General features: G+C 40.2%; 16 protein-coding genes and 1 tRNA gene. 11 read left to right on the forward strand and 6 right to left on the reverse strand.

Annotation, left to right across the window (positions count from 1 at the left end; genetic code table 11):
- Positions 1–445: 445 nt before the first annotated feature.
- Both I585_RS20600 and I585_RS20605 read left to right on the forward strand, forming a co-directional pair.
- Entirely contained in the window at positions 446–1,357 is a 912-nt protein-coding gene (locus I585_RS20600; protein WP_010740089.1) for an ABC transporter ATP-binding protein, read from the forward strand.
- The gene (locus I585_RS20605) at positions 1,350–2,150 is read left to right on the forward strand and encodes an ABC transporter permease subunit (RefSeq protein ID WP_010740088.1); all 801 of its coding nucleotides are present in this window, start codon (positions 1,350–1,352) and stop codon (positions 2,148–2,150) included. Before I585_RS20600 ends, I585_RS20605 begins: the two co-directional genes overlap by 8 nt.
- A 56-nt stretch (positions 2,151–2,206) precedes the next feature.
- On the opposite strand, the gene I585_RS20610 is transcribed toward I585_RS20605, so the two are convergent.
- The 4 genes from I585_RS20610 to I585_RS20625 all read right to left on the reverse strand — a co-directional run bounded on the left by I585_RS20610 (position 2,207) and on the right by I585_RS20625 (position 6,664).
- Positions 2,207–3,775 carry a glycerophosphodiester phosphodiesterase family protein gene (locus tag I585_RS20610; RefSeq protein WP_010740087.1) on the reverse strand — a complete coding sequence of 523 codons (1,569 nt, stop codon included), beginning with the start codon at positions 3,773–3,775 and terminating at the stop codon, positions 2,207–2,209.
- Between the two features lie 865 nt (positions 3,776–4,640).
- Positions 4,641–5,240 carry a TVP38/TMEM64 family protein gene (locus I585_RS20615; RefSeq protein ID WP_010740086.1) on the reverse strand — a complete coding sequence of 200 codons (600 nt, stop codon included), beginning with the start codon at positions 5,238–5,240 and terminating at the stop codon, positions 4,641–4,643.
- Positions 5,241–5,422: 182 nt separating this feature from the next.
- Entirely contained in the window at positions 5,423–5,872 is a 450-nt protein-coding gene (locus tag I585_RS20620) for a threonine/serine exporter family protein (protein ID WP_010740085.1), read from the reverse strand.
- 39 nt (positions 5,873–5,911) lie between these two features.
- The gene (locus I585_RS20625; RefSeq protein WP_010740084.1) at positions 5,912–6,664 is read right to left on the reverse strand and encodes a threonine/serine exporter family protein; all 753 of its coding nucleotides are present in this window, start codon (positions 6,662–6,664) and stop codon (positions 5,912–5,914) included.
- Between the two features lie 393 nt (positions 6,665–7,057).
- Here I585_RS20625 and I585_RS20630 point away from each other — a divergent pair, with 393 nt between their 5' ends.
- The 7 genes from I585_RS20630 (at position 7,058) to I585_RS20660 (ending at position 11,353) form a co-directional block, all read left to right on the forward strand.
- Positions 7,058–7,630 (forward strand): TetR/AcrR family transcriptional regulator, encoded by a 573-nt coding sequence (locus tag I585_RS20630; RefSeq protein WP_010740083.1) that lies wholly within the window; start codon positions 7,058–7,060, stop codon positions 7,628–7,630.
- A gap of 41 nt (positions 7,631–7,671) precedes the next feature.
- Positions 7,672–7,759: transfer RNA gene (locus I585_RS20635), tRNA-Ser, on the forward strand.
- 195 nt (positions 7,760–7,954) lie between these two features.
- On the forward strand, positions 7,955–8,182 hold the full coding sequence (locus I585_RS20640) for a hypothetical protein (RefSeq protein WP_010740082.1): 228 nt from the start codon (positions 7,955–7,957) through the stop codon (positions 8,180–8,182).
- A 357-nt stretch (positions 8,183–8,539) separates the two neighbouring features.
- On the forward strand, positions 8,540–8,923 hold the full coding sequence (locus I585_RS20645) for a hypothetical protein (protein WP_010740081.1): 384 nt from the start codon (positions 8,540–8,542) through the stop codon (positions 8,921–8,923).
- A 54-nt stretch (positions 8,924–8,977) separates the two neighbouring features.
- Positions 8,978–9,610: a DUF2922 family protein gene (locus tag I585_RS20650; protein WP_010740080.1), complete on the forward strand. Its 633-nt coding sequence runs from the start codon at positions 8,978–8,980 to the stop codon at positions 9,608–9,610.
- A 243-nt stretch (positions 9,611–9,853) separates the two neighbouring features.
- On the forward strand, positions 9,854–10,636 hold the full coding sequence (locus I585_RS20655; protein WP_010740079.1) for a hypothetical protein: 783 nt from the start codon (positions 9,854–9,856) through the stop codon (positions 10,634–10,636).
- A 216-nt stretch (positions 10,637–10,852) separates the two neighbouring features.
- Positions 10,853–11,353 (forward strand): flavodoxin family protein, encoded by a 501-nt coding sequence (locus I585_RS20660; RefSeq protein ID WP_010740078.1) that lies wholly within the window; start codon positions 10,853–10,855, stop codon positions 11,351–11,353.
- A 44-nt stretch (positions 11,354–11,397) separates the two neighbouring features.
- Here I585_RS20660 and I585_RS20665 read toward each other — a convergent pair whose 3' ends face one another.
- Complete coding sequence (locus I585_RS20665) at positions 11,398–12,204, reverse strand: Cof-type HAD-IIB family hydrolase (RefSeq protein ID WP_010740077.1); 807 nt, start codon at positions 12,202–12,204, stop codon at positions 11,398–11,400.
- A gap of 183 nt (positions 12,205–12,387) precedes the next feature.
- On the opposite strand from I585_RS20665, the gene I585_RS20670 reads away from it, so the two are divergent.
- Entirely contained in the window at positions 12,388–13,590 is a 1,203-nt protein-coding gene (locus tag I585_RS20670) for a multidrug efflux MFS transporter (protein ID WP_010740076.1), read from the forward strand.
- Between the two features lie 244 nt (positions 13,591–13,834).
- Here the strand turns inward: I585_RS20670 and I585_RS20675 are convergent, their stop codons facing one another.
- On the reverse strand, positions 13,835–14,014 hold the full coding sequence (locus I585_RS20675; protein ID WP_010740075.1) for a YjzD family protein: 180 nt from the start codon (positions 14,012–14,014) through the stop codon (positions 13,835–13,837).
- 531 nt (positions 14,015–14,545) lie between these two features.
- Between I585_RS20675 and I585_RS20680 the strand changes: the two genes are divergently transcribed.
- Complete coding sequence (locus I585_RS20680) at positions 14,546–17,803, forward strand: DNA polymerase III subunit alpha (RefSeq protein WP_010740074.1); 3,258 nt, start codon at positions 14,546–14,548, stop codon at positions 17,801–17,803.
- Positions 17,804–17,926: the final 123 nt, after the last annotated feature.

The raw sequence follows: 17,926 nt of genomic DNA on the forward strand, positions 1-17,926 counted from the left end.
ACTTTTTGCAGAATAACTGGTGAGACAATCTGTTTCATACTGATAGTGGACTTATTGTTCGAGATGTTTAGTGCAATGATATGCGTAGTGAAAATTCAAAGCCTTTTTCTTCGGAAAAAGGCTTTCATTAAAAAGAACTAGCTGCGAGTTTCGGTTTTTGCAGTATGTATGGTTCAAGGAAGAATAAATTTTTAAGATAGATAAATAAAAAAAGTTTAACAGAATCGTATGCGAAGCGGCGATCAGCCTATTTCTCGTGTATTTGGAAAAATAGAGTCATTTTACCTCTAACTAGCAAAGGTATCGTGTCAGGTGACTTATAAGTCTCAAAGTTAACAAGAAGTCCATTGAACCTTTTAAATAGAAGAAATACAATGAAAATGAAGGAAAAATGAATCAGAGTGGTCGAATCAATTTGTCGATCGATAGAAGTGAGGGATTATAGATGAATGTAATTGAAATTGAACAGTTAGAAAAAACGTACCCTGAAGGTAAGAAAGCGTTGGATACGATTAGTTTGGTCGTGCCTCAAGGAACGATCTTTGGGTTTTTAGGTCCGAATGGCGCCGGGAAAACGACGACAATCAAATTATTAACCGGCATTTTGAATCCAACGGGAGGAGAAATGAGTGTCCTAAATTTGAATCCGGCTAAGGAGGCTGAAAAACTTCACCAATTGACCGGGGTGTTAACCGAGCACGCGGGGATGTATGATCATTTAACGGGGATTGATAATCTGTCGTTCTTTGGTCAGCTTTTTGGAATGAGCAAATCGGATAGTGAAGCGAAGGGTATGCAGCTTTTGGAAAAGCTTGGATTGTCTGATGCGGCGCAAGTAAAATTGAAGAGCTATTCAACAGGGATGAGGCAGCGACTTTCCTTGGCTAGAACATTGATCCATAGCCCAAAGCTGCTTTTTCTTGATGAACCGACGAGTGGACTTGATCCTGAAAGCACGAAAAGCGTGAATGAACTTTTACTGGAATTGTCAAAAGAAGAAGGAACAACGATTTTTCTGTGCACACATCAGTTAAGGTACGCGCAAGAGATTTGTAATGAGTATGGCTTGATGGATAACGGAAAGTTATTGGCTTTAGGCAGTTTAGAGCAATTGAGAAAGCGAACCTTTAATAGTTATAAACTAACTATTGAAACGGATTTTATGCCGCAAACGATTGATAGTAAACAAATCAGCGAGGATACCTATGAATTATCGCTGCAAGAAAAGTCTGAGATTCCGGTTTTAGTAAAAGAAATCGTTCAGCAGGGAGGAAATATTTCGCAAGTTACACCGACGGATTATTCCTTGGAAGATATTTATTTTGCGTTATTAGAAGGAGGGGAGACGTATGTTTAATAGTCGGCAAAAAGCTATTATGTTAAAAGATATTCGGGGGATTACGGAAAACAAGCGCTACTTTTCAGTATTGACGATTCTGCCGTTGCTTTTTTCTGTCGTTTTTCCTACGATTATGCTACTCACTGTTTTATTGAGTCCAACCGACTCCTCGTCTTTTACCGAAATGGCTCGCATTTTACCGGACTTTCAAAAGTTAGAACCGGAGCAGTTGATAGTGGATTTATTGTCATTAATGATCAACAATGTCATCCCAATTTTCTTTTTGATTATTCCAATCATGACCTCCAGTGTCATGGCTGCCAGTTCGTTTGTCGGTGAGAAGGAAAAACGCACGCTTGAAACGCTATTTTATTCACCGTTATCAATTCGAGAGATCTTTCGAGCAAAAGTGTATGCCTCTTTTCTTGTAGGTATATTAGTGACCTACGTCTCGTTTCTTTTAACCGTCATTGTCGTTGAAGTCGAAGTGTATCTGTTTAAAGGGATACTGCTTCCATTAAGTATCAACTGGTTGTGGGTCATGCTGCTGATCGTTCCCGCAATCACGATTATCTCGATCGTGTTGATCGTTAAAGGCTCGGCAAAATCCACCACGATCGAAGAATCGCAACAAAAAGCGGCCTTTCTGATCTTGCCGTTGGCTTTGCTGCTCGTCGGTCAATTTACAGGTATTTTAGTTTTCGGCGGCTGGGTTGTGATCTCAATCGGAGCATTTCTATTATTAGTGGCACTTCTGCTCCTTAGATATTCCATGACCGGATTCACCTATGAACGTTTATTGGATCGATAATAATTAAAAATACCGTAAACAGTCTTCCACGAAGGAGATTGTTTACGGTATTTTTTTTAATCGAATTGCAGGATGCTGGCGGTTCGGGCTTTTATATCATCTGACGGAGCCGAAATGACAGCTAAATCATCAGATAAAATGCCTTTTACCTGTAGAAATCGATAAGCAGCCGCTTGCTGCTTCGTATTGATTGGCCAAGCATAAACGGCTTGTTTTCTGTGCTGCAACACTTGAATCAGATCGCCGCTGGCGGTTCGGGCCTCGATATTGACGAAATCTAGCGAGGTTCTTGGAGCTCCTAATAAGTCAAAGGGGAGAATGTAGCCGACTTTTAACATCGGGAAAAGTTTCTTCATTTGATTGGCTGTATCTAGATCCATACTTTGCAACTGATGATTTGCTAATTGATCACTCAAAGGGAGCAAGCCTTGAACAATCGTCGCCTTGGTTTTGGCGGTAACCTTTAGCTCGATCAGCAATTTTTGATTCAATTGATTCGCAGCAGCTAGATAATCCGCGAACAAAGGGATTTTGCTGGAATGACCGTTTTCCTTTAACGTGAGGTTCTTTAAATCCTTCCAAGTCGTTTCATCAATGCGAAGATTTTTGTCAGCGAGAGCATTAAGATCTTCATCGTGCATCACGACTAATTGATGATCGGCTGTTTCTTGTACATCCATCTCAACGAGGTCGGGGTGGAACGTTTCACTCGTCTTTCGTAAGACCTCGATTGAATTTTGGACACCATTCTGATTGGAAACACCGCGGTGTGAAATCGTCAACTGCGTATTTGCTTTCTGTACATGAAATGCGTGCGCATAGTGTAAAGAATAAAGACTCAAACAGGCAACAACCATTAAACCCATCCAGATGAACGTTGTTTTTGGTCGATCATCCTCAACGACCGCTTTTTTATCAGAAGCAGCCAAGTAGAGAAAAAAGAGCGCCCAGACAATATTTTGCAGCACCCGGTAGAGCAGCAAGAGAATCATCGCGGTACTCTGCCTAGACAATAGCTGGGTCAGTCCTATGAAGCCAACTTTTATCAATAAGCTGGTCACTAAAAAGATTAGCGGGATCAAGAAAAAGATACCGAGCTGTTTAACGGGGTTCTTTTTGGACTGCTGCCAGCTAAGTTGAATGCTCTGTTTCAAGGAGTTGCCCTTTTTGAGATATTTAGGCACTAAAATGGCCCGATAAAGAAAATACAGAACAATCACATAAAATAAAAGAATGATTGGCAAAATTTTCCAACGATAGAGAAATAAAAAGGAAAGCATATTCGCCGGAAGCGGCTGCCAAGCCAGCAGCATTTGATAAAAACGAAAGAAAAAAATTGGTGATAAAAGCAGCCAATAAGCAAAACTAACGAAAGCGGCTTTTAGAGAAAAGTTCTCGAAGGCTTTTTCATTCGCCTGAACTTGACTAAACAAATTTCCATAAAGAAAGATCAAGGCTAAAAATAAAAATAAGTAAGGCGGATGATAGAGATTATTCAAAAAGCTTTGCCGTAGAAATAAAAAGAGTCCCTCCGTTAGAAATGGGAGACCAAAGGCCAGCAATAAAAAATTATATAAAGAAAACGTGCTGAAAAAATGCGCGATTCGTCGTCGAATGTAAGTCATAGTTCCTCCTGAAAATAAAAAAAGAATATTTTTTAGATCAAAGCAAGCCACAAAGTTAGTTTATCATAAGGCCGGTCCTTCATATTCAATAAAACCAAAAAAGAATTCACCATTGACCAAGTCTAGGCTCTAAAACTAGCTTATGCTTTGAATCATTAGAATACTCCTAAATCACACGCTCGTATATAGTAAACTATGAAAAGTTGGATTGACGTCCAGTTCATAAAAAAAACCATTTTTCGGAAAGCACGAAAAATGACCAAGTATTTCGCCACGTATACAATTCCGCTAAACAATTCACGCGGTTAAGTAATCGGGACATTCTAAATAAATGTTCCGATAAAAATTAAATTGCGAAAAGCGGAACACGCAGCTAGGTCGTTTTAAGGGAATTATTTTTCGAAGTTCGCGAAAAATAAGTTTTATCCTCCCAACGCATATCATCCAACTAAACATCATTATTGTTGATTAGGTGCAATTAGTAAATATTTAGTTTGAACTAAGTAAATTGCGAAAAGTTGGACTGACAGCTAACTCATAATAAGAAAGTCATTTCTCGGAAAGCACGAAAAATGACCAAGTATTTCGCCACGCATACGATTCCGCTAGACAGTTCACGCGGTTAAGTAATCGGGATATTCTAAATAAATGTTCCGATAAAAAATAAATTGCGAAAAGCGGAACACGCAGCTAGGTCGTTTTAAGGGAATTATTTTTCGAAGTTCGTGAAAAATAAGTTTTATCCACCCAACGCATATCATCCAACTAAACATCATTATTGTTGATTAGGTGCAATTAGTAAATATTTAGTTTGAACTAAGTAAACTGTGAAAAGTTGGACTGACAAAAAAAGTCCACTAATTTATTAGTGGACGAGTAGGTGTGATAATAAGCTGCCACCTTGTAGTAAAGCCCAGCTGTATAAGAAAATCGATGCGGGTTTTGCTAAAAAGATGATTGCGCTATATTTTTTAAATGACATATTTGTCAGACTTGCCATTAAACAAAGGGCATCGTCTGGTGCTACTGGAAGGAAAATTGCTAAAGCAAACATTTTTTCAAAACGAGATTGATTATCAAGCCAATGGCTATATTTTTGATATACCTTATCACTGACCAGATGCATAATAAACGGTTTGCCGTAGTGCCGACCCATCAAGAAAAGAATCAAAGAGCCGATGACGATTCCAACATAGTTGTAAACAAAGCCCCAATAGGGTCCGAAAATTAATACCCCGGCTGCAAGACTGATGCCGCCTGGAATGATTGGGATCACCACTTGGATGATCTGGATGAAAACAAAGATGAGCGGTCCGGCGATTGGAGAGCTGCCGACTAGTTGTTGCAACGAGTTTATATCATTAAATACCCCTAAACGATAGAAGTAGATGGTCAAGCTGACAGTTAGGGCAATACCCATTAGCGAAATAATATTTAATAATCTTCTGGATTGAACAACACTCATTGGATTCATCTCCTTTGTCTTTCTAAAGTGAAGTATATAGGATAAATTCACAAAATGCATAGGTCTGAGGTTGTAATTTGTAAATATTCTGTGAAATTTAAAATATTTTTAGAATTTTGTTGGTTGCGCTTACATAGTTAACCGGTAAATAAACAGGATGAGACCTCCTGTTTATTGATTGCCTATTTTGGCTGAAAATTAGAACGGGTCCGTTTTAGCGCGCGTTCGATTAGATTTGAAAACATAAAACCAATCGCGATAGCACCGGAAGTGACCAAGACAGTAACGACTTTCTCCATCGACTCTGTAAATTGCTGGTTCATCATGTGACGTACCGCCATGTATGCAGGTCCTCCAGGGACGAGCGGGACCAAACTGGGCACATTAAATACAATTACCGGCATATGCATGACCTTAGAAAAAAAGATACTAATAAGACCAATCATTAATGCCCCTAAAAAGTTGGAAATTCCGATATTTTGATGAAAATAGGTTTGTAAAATCCAAAAAGTCATCCAGCCAGCAGCTCCAGTGAAGCCGCAGGCTAAGAATGCGCGGCGGGGAATATTGGTAATGACACTGAAAGCAATAGTACTAAACATACTGAATAAAAAATTGACGATAAAGTTCATGAGCGACCTCCTACGGTATTTTGGCTGTCCGCCAGTTGATTAAAAGAAATTAAAAGCAACGATTATTCCGCCGCCAATCGCACCGGCGATAAACAGGGCCTCGGTACCGCGGGCGACACCGCTGATTAAATGACCGGCCATAATATCACGAAAAGCGTTTGTGATAGCTAATCCCGGCACTAACGGCATGATCGAGCCGATAATCAGACTATTCACATCGCGGGCGACTGAGGAAGAAACAGCCAATAAGGATAAACAGCCAATCACTAGGGCCGCCACAAAATCATTTAGAAATTTCATATGCAAATTGTTGCCGAAAAAAGTATGAACGGCAAAGCCGATGATTCCAATAATAAATGTCGGTATGAAATCAAACCATGTACCGTTTAAAATGATCATTAGGGTGCTGCTGACAACACCCGCTGCAATAATTTTCCAGATGTAAGGAAAATCCGGTGTAGCATGATCTACTTCTTCCAAATAGAGGTAAAAATCTGGTAGAGAAAGTTCACCGTCAGCGAATTGCCGCGAGCCCTGATTGACTGCGGTCACTTTTTCCAGATTAATTGATTGCGGAGTAATTTGGATCACCTGACTGTTTTGTTCAGAAGGGAAGCCTACGATTAAGCCCGTTGCTGTTACATACGTTTGGATATCATCAAGCCCTGCATTCAAGGCGATTCGTTTCATTGTATCTTCTACCCGATAGACTTCTGAGCCGGCTTCCATCATAATTTTTCCGGCTTTTAAGCAGGTATTTAAAACAAGTTGCGCGTAATTTTGCTGTTCCATCAAGTTAACCACCTTTTTCTATTCCCTTACTATAGTAGATAAAATAAATAAATTAGACAAGAAAAAGAATAAGGATTGTCACTGAACCTCAGAGAAAGTATAATAAAGTAACAACGAATTTTTTTTTAGAAGATTCCAATTTTAGCTTAAAGAAACAAAAATGCCTCCAAATGTATAACGGCTCTTTTGTTTTTTAATGAAATAAGTTAAATATTACAAAAATAATAAAACGGTTCCACTCCCTTTGTAAGAAAAAAATACAAGGGGAAGACGCATAATCGAAAAAAATTTCCGTAAATTTAGATAACATCTTGCATAAGGGTTGCAAAACTAATCGGTTTTTGATTAAAATAAAATGACGGGAAAAATAATAACATTCTGGGAGGAATTAAAATGAGAAGAAAAGTTTATACTAAAGACCAGATTCTAAAGGCTGCCTATGAAGTTGTGGAAAATGAAGGTTTTTCTGGATTTACAGCACGTAATATCGCCAAAAAAATGGGGATCAGTACGCAACCGATTTATTTAGAGTTTAAAAACATGAGTGATCTAAAGAATGCGTTGTTAGATGAAATCTGCAATCACCTGTATTACGATATTTTCCCAGAAGTTCGCACAGGTGATACGATTATTGATTTGGGCTTGAGCTATGTGTACTTCGCGAAAGAACAAAGCAATCTTTATAACGCCCTATATGTTCAAGAATACGGCGGCGGGAAAAAAATGCATGACTTTTCTTACAATTACTTCCATCAATTGATCGTAAAACATCCTAAATACAGCAAGCTGTCTGAAAATAAAATCAACGCTTTGCATGTAGGAACGTGGATCGTTGTTACTGGGATCGCAACGTTGATGTCTTCTGGCATCATTGAGCCGACTCAAGATGAGATTGTTCATTTGATCGACCGTACGATCAACACTGTTTTGCAAGAAGATGACACGTCTGTATTAGACTCATTATAAAATCTTGACATTTTAAAGAAAAAAGGTAAGATAAATGGTGCGGAAGGTTGGCAGAGTGGTAATGCACCGGACTCGAAATCCGGCGAGCCGCAGTAATGTGGTGCGCAGGTTCAAATCCTGTACCTTCCTTATTTATCAACCGTTTGACGTGGTTTCGACCACGTCTTTTTTTGTGCCCATTTTAGCTTATTTTATTTTCTGACTCTCCATTTAAAAAAGAAGTAAAATATTTTTGAATGGAATTGACTCTCAGATTCTCGTACTGAACGTTTTACCACTATTTCTGCTATACTTAGGTACAAAGTTCTTGAGGAGTGGATGAAGATGGAAGAAACAGTGTTCTTTAATTTGGGCAATGCGATCGCCGCAAAGCGTGATCCGAAGGAATTGATCAAAGAAGCGCAAATCGTCAAAGACAAGCGCGATCCGCGGGGGAAACTAGTGATCGTTGAGGGTGATGGGGATGAGCCTCTTATCTTGTTCGATTTAGCTGATCAAGAAGAACCTTCAGAAAATACCGAAGCCTTTAAAGTAAAAAAAATCATTGAATAAACAGGAAATCCTTCGTTCATTGAACGGAGGATTTTTTGATTAAAGGTCCAATTGTATTAGTGGTCAATTAAACATAAAAGAGACGTTCATTTTACGACAATCTGACAAATTATCTAGCGTTTTTAATGGCCAATAAAAATTATTTTATACGGACTCTAGCTTTATTAATAAAGAACGATTACTATTTTTAAATTATTTTAAAAAAGCTGAAGTAGCACTTTTGAATCCAGTAGTTTATGTTTGTCTTGGGAACGGTTACAAAGTGATGGATATTTTTGACATAAACAGAAAGCTGCTTTGTATTATCATGATGAGCAAAAGTTACGTTAAATAAAATCAAATAAGGGAGGGATACACGTGGAGGATCACGGATTAAGCCGCAGACAGCTATTTAATCTAAAGCGCAAAACGCTAGAAAAGAGAATCAAAAATTATTATCGAACAACCAATGACGGCAATGGCGCGATCGAAATGTTGGTAGCGCTTCAAGTGAGAGAAGAATTGTGCGAAGAGGACTTTTCTTACATGCTGGCGAACTTGGTTCAACATATCTTTTTAAGAACCCGATCAAACGCTGCTTTGCGCCGCTATTATATTTTCTTCGCGGAATATTTCGAGAAGAAAGAATGGCGTTTATTGCTAATCAAATTATTTCCCGCTAAAACTTATATCGCTGAGAAGCTGAAAACATTATATACACAATTTATCAAAGAACCGTTGGCAGGGTTAGTCGGCTCATGACGACGAACAACGGAGAATGATCGATAAGAAATTTAAGATGAAAGGAATGAGAAAATGAAAACTTTAGAGGCAGAATTTGAAAAAAGCAACGGAAGAAAGCAGTATTTGCGCTTGAAGGATTTTGATACAACGAAATCCGCGGAAGAAATCAAAACATCCTTAAGCAAACTGACGAAACTAACGTTGTTCGAAAAAGATGGCGTGGGCTTATTTAAAAAGTTGCGTCATGCGAAATTAATTGAAAAGATCGAAACGACGATTTTTGATGATAGTCAATCAAGCCCGAAAAAAGCGGTTGTTGAAATAGCACCAGAAAAACCAAGTACACAGGAACAAGCCCCTGTGCAGATGATAAAAGAACTACAAAATGTACGGATTCCGGAAGACTTAAAAATCACTATGGAAATTCCAGAACCGGGCAGCTTGATTCAAAGAGTCAGATTACCAGAAGGGATCAATCTGCGAAAAATGACGGAAAGTCAGGCAATGACAGTGATCACGGCTTGCCTGCCAGATGAATACACATTGGAAAACGTTCAAATCGATGACACCGAAGAACCAGCAACACTTGTTTTGACAGAAAAATTGAAGGAAGGCCGAGTAGAACCGCCTAGAATCACTGCTTCTCCGCCTGAAACGAAAAGAAAACGCTGGCGGCTACTGGATCGTATCAGAAAACGAGAATAAACAGAGGTTTCCATCTCATCAAAAATCCAACGTTGGTATGAGCTGGACCTATGATTATTACTCCTTTTATCTAGCAATCTTTTGATCCGCTACAGTAGTGGTCTATTTGGTGAGGAATGAACTGGATGGTTATTCTTGAAGAAAGAATACTTTAACGCGCAAATTCAATCATTTGAGACATATTATTCGACTCTAAAATGCTTTTTCTATAAGCTTAAGAAAAAAAGAGTCGAGGGGAAAACGATGATTAAATTAGCGGTTGAAATAGATAAAAAGAGAACGACGATTCAGTTTGACGATCAGGGAGCAATTGCGATCTATCGGGAGTTGAAAAAGATCCCAGTGTTAACTGAGGATGAACTTTTGCTGTACTTCAAGGGTCGGGAAGCACAGGCGATTGACTACGGTCAAAAAATCGATAAGAAGGTCTTGAAAGAAGCCGATAGTCTAGTGACGATCAGTGTACCGTGGGACATTGAGGGACAGATTTTGGCGCAGCAAATGTTGAATGTTTGGCAAGATAACGCGCTGAAAACAAGCGGGTTATTTGAGTCGCAAAAAATTGCTGCGAATTATTTTCCAGTAGTAGAAAATTATCAGAAAGAGTTGTTTGAGATTCTAGCCACGTTTGGTTATGAGAATGAAAAGGTTAAAGCAAAACCTGCGAAGGCTCAGCATCGCTGGAACAAGCAGGTCAGTGAGATCCCGTTCTATATTGATTACAACGATTCAAAAGGTGAGGTTATCTGGCAGAAACGCAACGAAATGGTTCTGAAGGCTGGTGCGAAACTGAAACAGGAAATGCCGTTGAACAAGGACGGATCGATCGGATTCAGTGCGCGACTAACGGAAAAATTACGTGCGGATCATGCGGATAAGATTTCAGATTTTACAACAACGGAAGATATTGTTTTAAAGAGTGTCAACGAGATCGGTATTTTTCTATATTATGCTGGGACTAATGGCTGGCTCGTGTTGAAAGATAAAGATGGTAAAACAATTGATGAATATACGGTAGTGAAATAAGAGAAGCTTTCGAGCTTCTTTTTTTTGGTTAGAGAGTTGTCAATTTTATAAAAGAGATTTAGAGTGAACTGTATGTAAGCAGTATTGAGGCGATCGGTTAAAACGATCGCCTTTTTTGCAGGCAAAATTAATGGGAAAACACCATATTTATTTCCTATTGAAATTTCTACTTACAAAGGCGTACTATCAAAGAAAAGAGCTAAAGGAGCGGGGCAAATGAAATTAGCGATCATTTACTTTAGTAAGACTGGGCAGACGAAAGAAATGGCGGAGGTTATCGCAAAGGGAATGGAGCGTGCTGGTGGTGAGGTGCATCTCTTCTCGGTAGATGAACCGATGGATAAGGCGTTTTTATCTGAGTGCACGGGAATAGTTTTTGGTTCACCAACGTATATGGCGACGAGTCATTGGCGTATCACGCAATGGTTGTTAGAAGAAAGCGGTGATCTTTCATTGGCTGGTAAATTGGGCGGCGGATTTGCGACGGCACATTACGCTCAAGGCGGAAGTGATAGTGCGATTCTTTCTATGTTGGGTATCTTGCTGGTGAAGGGGATGCTGGTTTATTCGGGCGGTTCGGCTTTTGGTCAGCCATTTATTCATCATGGTCCTGTGGCATTGGATGCGGTAGGAAATCATTTTGAAGAATCAAAAGCGATGTTTGAGATATTTGGCCAGCGTTTTGCAGAGAAGACGTTGGATTTAGCAGGGAAATGAAAAAAAGCTGTGGGAGAATCAAGTTGATTCAAACCCGCAGCTTTCTATAAGTCTAGATATTTGGTTAGATAATCCGCCATACCGTCTTCGGTATTCGTCTTTTCAGTGATGTCGTTGGCAACTGATTTTACTTGATCAGTCCCATTCGCCATCGCAACACCCCAACCGGCAAATTTCAGCATGTCAACATCGTTATGTTCGTCACCGAACGCGATGATATCTTCACTTTTTAGATTAAAATTATCGATAACCCGTTTTAGCCCGTGGGCTTTTTGGATCCCTTTTGCGACAACTTCTAGGATCGGATTAGGTCCGCCCCATGTATTGACTTCTACTTCTTGTCCAAATTGCTGTTTCAATTCTTCAGAAACACTGCCGACATTTTCAGGCTGGCTGCGCAATAAGACCGAAGTTGGATTTGTCCGTAATGTATTAACGGTCAACAAATTTTCATCGGTGGCAAAGTCACTAGAGAAGAAATGTTGATCAAAGAAATTCAAATCATCAATAAAAAAGGTTTCGCGATTTTCTGCGGCGATAAAATCCAATTTCAGATTTTTCTTTTCCGCCATCAAATCAAACACGATTTTGCGATTAAACGATGTTTCTTCTTCTCCTGCCCACACCTTCCCGGGAAGGTGGACAAGCGCGCCGTTAAAATTAATCATCGGCGTCGTCAATTGTAATTCTTGATAAAAGTTTTTGCTCATGCGGTAAGGGCGTCCAGTAGCAATCACTACAGAATGGCCATCTTCAACCGCTCGGCGCAAAGTTTTTGCTGTTTTATCAGTAATTTTTGAATCTTGATTCAGTGTTGTTCCATCCAAATCAATGGCGATTAATTTTTTCATAGAAACTCCTCATTTCGATTTGTTTCAGTCTAGCATAATCATCAAAAAACGCAACTGTAGCGCCTAAAAAAGATGAAAATTTTAGAGATTATTCATACTATCTGAGGGCACTCAAAAGTTTTTTCTGATAGATTCTGCTATAGTATATAGATAAGAATTGTTGTTGAAAGGGGATTAAGGGAGATGAAAATCAATTGGCGCAGAAATCTATTGATTTCATGGATCGGTTGTTTTTTTACTGGCGCGAGCTTCAGTTTGGTGATGCCTTTTTTGCCAGTCTACATTGAACAGTTGGGGACACCTAAATCTCAGGTAGAATTATTTTCAGGGCTGGCAATCTCTGTGACTGCCTTTGCAGCCGCGATCGTTTCGCCATTGTGGGGAAATCTCGCGGATCGAAAAGGACGAAGGCTGATGATGATTCGTGCGGCCGCCGGTATGACGATTACGATGGGGTCGCTGGCATTTGTCCCGAATGTCTATTGGTTATTGATCATGCGGTTCATGACCGGTGTTTTGTCAGGTTACATGCCAAATGCGACGGCGCTGATAGCCTCACAGGCACCGAAACAAAAAAGCGGGTGGGCGTTAGGTACGCTTGCTACTGGCGGGGTTGCCGGAAACTTGATTGGTCCGTTGATCGGCGGACTGCTGGCTCAATGGTTCGGGTTGCGAAATGTCTTCATCATCACTGGAATTATTTTATTGATTTGTACATTTTTAACCTTCTTTATGGTGAAGGAAGATTTCGAACCAATCGAGAAACAAGATGTGATCAGCATGGCCGAACTGCGTAAACGAATCAACTATATGCCGATTTTAGTTGGATTATTCATTAGCTCGCTGATTCTGCAAGTGGGTGTGACGAGTATTAGTCCAATCCTGACGCTTTATATCCGTGATTTGAGCGGTTCCAGCAGCAATGCTTTAGTCATCAGCGGTTTTATTGTTTCAATCGCAGGAGTTTCGGCGATTGCTTCTTCACCGACATTAGGAAAAATCGGTGACCGGATCGGCAATCATAAGGTTCTATTAGCAGGTTTGGTCTTATCACTGTTTTGTTTCATTCCGATGGCCTTTGTAAAAACTCCGTTTCAATTGGGTCTGCTGCGTTTCTTCCTAGGCTTCTCGACCGGCGCCTTGATGCCGTCGATCAATACACTCATTAGTAAAATTAGTCCGCCAGAAGGTGTTAGTCGTATTTTCAGTTATAATCAAATGTTTAATAACTTTGGACAAGTCATCGGACCGATGCTCGGTTCGACTGTTGCGCATACGATGGGCTATCCGGCCGTATTCCTAGTAACCAGTGCTTGTGTCTTTGGGAATATTATTTTGAGTACGTTTAATTTCCGGAAGCTGCTGTTGACGAAAACGAAGATCTAGAATTGTTGGATTTGTAAGGCTGTCTAATAATCGGACAGTCTTTTAATTATGTCATGCTTAATATCAAATAGAGCTAAGATCTCGGAAATGTTGTAGCATAAAAGGTGTAAGGATACTATTGAAGGAAGTTTCTATTCTTTTAAAGTACTAAGGTTTCTCATGAATCGAATTGACCTTATTTAGGTTGCAGTTTCAAGCTATGAAAAAAACAAAAAACCAGTTACAATAAAGTAACTGGTTTTGTCTATGCTTCGGCTTTTTTTGGTGAGATAAAACGCACCGCGATAATCGCGATAACTCCAACAATTAGTGAAATAATCGTAGATAATTCGAAGTTATAAGTACCACTTTGCAAGGCACCGCCTAAATAACAAACGGCTTGTCCAATTGCGAAAGCCCAAAATAGTGTCACTATATATTTCATCAAGAGCACCTCTTTTCGCAACATTATTTAGGTACAGTTTAGCATTTTTTTTGAAAATGTAAAGAAAAGTCCTGCAAGTTTTGTCAGCTATTCTTTTGATAGGATTTTGAGTGAACGTACCGGGCAAATTATAACTATATCAATAGACAGTTTAACTAGCAGAACGGTCGGCAGACGCAACTCTTTTGTATTTTTCAATTGAGAAAAATTCAGACTTTACGAGTGAACTAGCTGAGTGATAGGATACAATACACTCAGATAAATTATATACATAATTACGAAGTAGGATGTCAGTTCCGCTTTTTGCAGTAATATAAAACCGTAAATTATAGCGGAATGATATACGTGCTGAGCATCAAACTTATTTTTCCTAAGAGAAAAATAAATACCATATTACGAAGTAGGATGTCAGTTCCGCTTTTCGCAGTAATATGAAACCGTAAATTGTAGCGGAATGATATACGTGCTGAGCATCAAACTTATTTTTCCTAAGAGAAAAATAAATACCATATTACGAAGTAGGAGGATATCATGAATTTACCACAACTTTATACGAAAACTTCCTATTCATTATTGAAAAGCACCTTAACGATTAAAGAATATGTGGAATCAGCGAAGGCGCGTGGCTACTCGGCTATCGCAATTACTGATGAGAATGTTTTATATGGCGCGGTAGAATTTTTTCAAGCGTGTCAAAAAAATCAAATGATCGGCATCATCGGCTTGGAGTTGGATTTTTATGCGGAGGAAGCGACTGAGAAAATTTTGTTTTATGCCCAAAATGTCGCCGGATACCAAGAATTAATGCGCTTGTCTAGTACCCGCATGATGGCGGAAAAACCGCTGTCGTTAAAAGACTATAAAATAGATGCAAAAAATCTAGTGACTGTTTTGCCAGTGGATGATTTGTATGATCCGATTGAAACGATCGTACCAAAAGTCATAGAAATTATTGATGGCGAATTCTATCTAGGGATCTCTCCAGCAACACAAACCTCGATTTTACCGGATTCTCTGCCGAAAATCGCGATTCATGAAGTGGCTTGTTTGGAAGCGACCCAAGCGTTTGCCATCAAAGTCATGAATCACATTCAAAACGGCAGTCAACTGCCTAGAGAAGAATTAACCAATCAGCTGGGAGACAATTACTTAGTTGAGAGACAAGAATTGACTGCTGGGTTTGAGGATGAAGGAGCTTTGGCAAACGCTCAGCGACTGGCAGAGAGCTGCCAATTTGACTTGCCGCTGCATCAAAAGCTGCTGCCGCATTATCCATTACCATCACAGCGAACGGCCGATGCTTATTTGCAGGAGCTTTGCTGGCAAAAGTTGCCGGAACGAATTACGGAGGTAACTGAGGAATACAAGCAGCGCTTGACCCGTGAGTTGAAGATCATTCATAACATGGGCTTTGATGATTATTTTCTGATTGTTTGGGATGTGATGGATTATGTTCATCGCAGCAAAATCGTCTCTGGTGCCGGTCGTGGTTCGGCGGCTGGATCGCTGGTTGCTTATGTTCTGAGTATCACGGACGTTGATCCGATTAAATACAATCTATTGTTTGAACGGTTCTTGAATCCTGAACGAAACAGTATGCCCGATATCGATTTGGATATTCCGGATAATCGCCGGAATCAGGTCTTGCATTATGTTCATGAGAAATACGGTCATTTCCATGTTTCGCAAATCGCGACGTTTGGTACGATGGCTGCGAAAATGGTCTTGCGGGACGTTGGTCGTGTCTTTGGCCTATCACAAAGTGAAGCGAATCGCTGGTCAAAAGCAATTCCTAGTCAATTGAAGATTACTTTACGGGAGGCTTACGATAAGTCTGAACCGTTGAAACGCTTAGTCGCTCATGATGAGCGCAGCAATTTGCTATTCCAAACAGCTTTGACTTTGGAAGGTTTACCAAGGCACGTCTCCACCCATGCAGGCGGGGTGGTAATCAGCGATGTGAATTTGATTGGCGTCGTACCATTGCAAAATGGTTCCGAAGATATTCTATTGACGCAGTTTACTATGACCGATGTTGAAGCGATCGGCTTGTTGAAAATGGATTTCTTGGGATTGCGGAATCTGTCGATTATTGATAATGCGCAGCAAAACATTCGACGAGTTTACCATGAAGAATTGGATTTAAAGAATGTACCATTAGATGATCCGGAAACGCTGGCCTTGTTCCAACGAGGCGAAACCAGCGGGGTCTTCCAATTTGAATCTGCCGGCATTCGAAAGGTTTTACGGAACCTTCATCCGACATCATTTGAAGATATCGTGGCAGTAAATGCTCTGTATCGTCCGGGTCCAATGCAGATCATTGATCAGTTTATCGCGCGGAAAAACGGTAAGGAGCAAGTGACTTACCCTGACGTTTCTGTTCAGCAGATTTTGGCGCCGACCTATGGGTTTATCGTCTACCAAGAACAGATCATGCAGGTGGCTGCTCAGATGGCAGGCTTTAGTCTAGGCGAAGCGGACATTCTACGCCGTGCGGTCAGTAAAAAGAAGAAAGACTTATTAGATGAAGAAAGACGTCATTTTGTCAGTGGTGCGGTTGGTCGCGGACACAGTCAAAAGAGTGCGGAAGAAGTGTACGATTACATCGAACGCTTCGCAAATTATGGATTTAACCGGTCACATTCGGTCGCGTATAGTTTTGTCGGGTATCAAATGGCGTATATGAAGGTTCATTACCCGGGTGCGTTTTACACGGCGTTGATGCAGTCAGTACGAAATGATCCGAAGAAGCTGCGGGAATATATCGCTGAAGCGAATCGCGCTGGAGTAAAGCTATTGGCACCGGACATCAACCGCAGCAGTTATAGCTTCACCCTAGTAGAAAAGGACTTGATTCGTTTTGGACTTGATGCGATCAAGGGAATGCGGCGTGATTTTGTCAGTGATATTCTGACCACTCGCAAAGAAGAAGGAGCCTTTAAATCATTGGATCAATTCTTACTGCGGATTGAGACGCGCTGGTTGAAGAATGAATACATCGCGCCATTGATCTTTATTGGTGCATTTGATGAGCTTCATTCGAATCGGCGGGAATTGGCTGATGGATTAGAAGGAAAGATCCAAAATGTCCAATACAGCGGCGGCAGTATGTCCTTGCTTGATATGATGAGCTTGAAGGAACGCTCTTCGGAGGATTACTCCTTAGCTGAACGTTTGAATTATGAAGAACAGTATCTTGGGCTGTATGTTTCTGGGCATCCAACGGAAAATTTCCCGAAATTATTGAAGCAGAAGGATTTGCAGCCGATAACCGAGCTGACTATTGGTAATCATGGGAAGATTCTCTTCTATTTAAAGGATATCCGAGAGATCAGAACGAAGAAAGGTGAGCAAATGGCGTTCTTGACTGGAAATGATCAAAGCGGCGATATCTCGCTAACGATCTTTCCACAGACATATCGGCGTTTACGCAATGATCTTGAGCTGGAAAGTGTCTATCTCGTTCAAGGGAAGGTCGAACGCAGCCGATATGATCAAGCCATTCAATTATTAGTCGAAGAGATGGTTCCAGCCCAGGCGGCCGAAGACGAGGTCAGTGATAAAACATTGTTTTTACGGGTTCAAGCAGAACAGGATACATCGGAGATTCAGCAAGGAATTGCCGAAAGACTTCAATTATCTCCAGGAAAAATCCCAGTTGTGATCTATTATGAGAAAAGTCGGCGAAAGATTGTGCTGGATAAAAAGTTTTGGGTGAGGGTTAATGACACCTTGTTAAATGCTTTAAGTGACATATTAGGCGAACAAAACGTCGTAATAAGATGATTTCTTGTAACTTTCAAAAACTTTTTTCAAAATACGGGTTTTTCCCGTGGACATCCCAAGACTTTTGGGATGTTTTTTGGTAGAATGTACCATGAATTAGACGATGTCTGTTTTTTTGAAAAT

Source organism: Enterococcus malodoratus ATCC 43197 (genome assembly GCF_000407185.1).
Classification (GTDB): Bacteria; Bacillota; Bacilli; order Lactobacillales; family Enterococcaceae; genus Enterococcus_A; species Enterococcus_A malodoratus.

Coding starts and splice junctions, on each gene's coding strand:
- I585_RS20600 (WP_010740089.1), top strand. CDS start 446: ATGAATGTAATTGAAATTGAACAGTTAGAAAAAACGTACCCTGAAGGT.
- I585_RS20605 (WP_010740088.1), top strand. CDS start 1,350: ATGTTTAATAGTCGGCAAAAAGCTATTATGTTAAAAGATATTCGGGGG.
- I585_RS20610 (WP_010740087.1), bottom strand. CDS start 3,775: ATGACTTACATTCGACGACGAATCGCGCATTTTTTCAGCACGTTTTCT.
- I585_RS20615 (WP_010740086.1), bottom strand. CDS start 5,240: ATGAGTGTTGTTCAATCCAGAAGATTATTAAATATTATTTCGCTAATG.
- I585_RS20620 (WP_010740085.1), bottom strand. CDS start 5,872: ATGAACTTTATCGTCAATTTTTTATTCAGTATGTTTAGTACTATTGCT.
- I585_RS20625 (WP_010740084.1), bottom strand. CDS start 6,664: ATGGAACAGCAAAATTACGCGCAACTTGTTTTAAATACCTGCTTAAAA.
- I585_RS20630 (WP_010740083.1), top strand. CDS start 7,058: ATGAGAAGAAAAGTTTATACTAAAGACCAGATTCTAAAGGCTGCCTAT.
- I585_RS20640 (WP_010740082.1), top strand. CDS start 7,955: ATGGAAGAAACAGTGTTCTTTAATTTGGGCAATGCGATCGCCGCAAAG.
- I585_RS20650 (WP_010740080.1), top strand. CDS start 8,978: ATGAAAACTTTAGAGGCAGAATTTGAAAAAAGCAACGGAAGAAAGCAG.
- I585_RS20655 (WP_010740079.1), top strand. CDS start 9,854: ATGATTAAATTAGCGGTTGAAATAGATAAAAAGAGAACGACGATTCAG.
- I585_RS20660 (WP_010740078.1), top strand. CDS start 10,853: ATGAAATTAGCGATCATTTACTTTAGTAAGACTGGGCAGACGAAAGAA.
- I585_RS20665 (WP_010740077.1), bottom strand. CDS start 12,204: ATGAAAAAATTAATCGCCATTGATTTGGATGGAACAACACTGAATCAA.
- I585_RS20670 (WP_010740076.1), top strand. CDS start 12,388: ATGAAAATCAATTGGCGCAGAAATCTATTGATTTCATGGATCGGTTGT.
- I585_RS20675 (WP_010740075.1), bottom strand. CDS start 14,014: ATGAAATATATAGTGACACTATTTTGGGCTTTCGCAATTGGACAAGCC.
- I585_RS20680 (WP_010740074.1), top strand. CDS start 14,546: ATGAATTTACCACAACTTTATACGAAAACTTCCTATTCATTATTGAAA.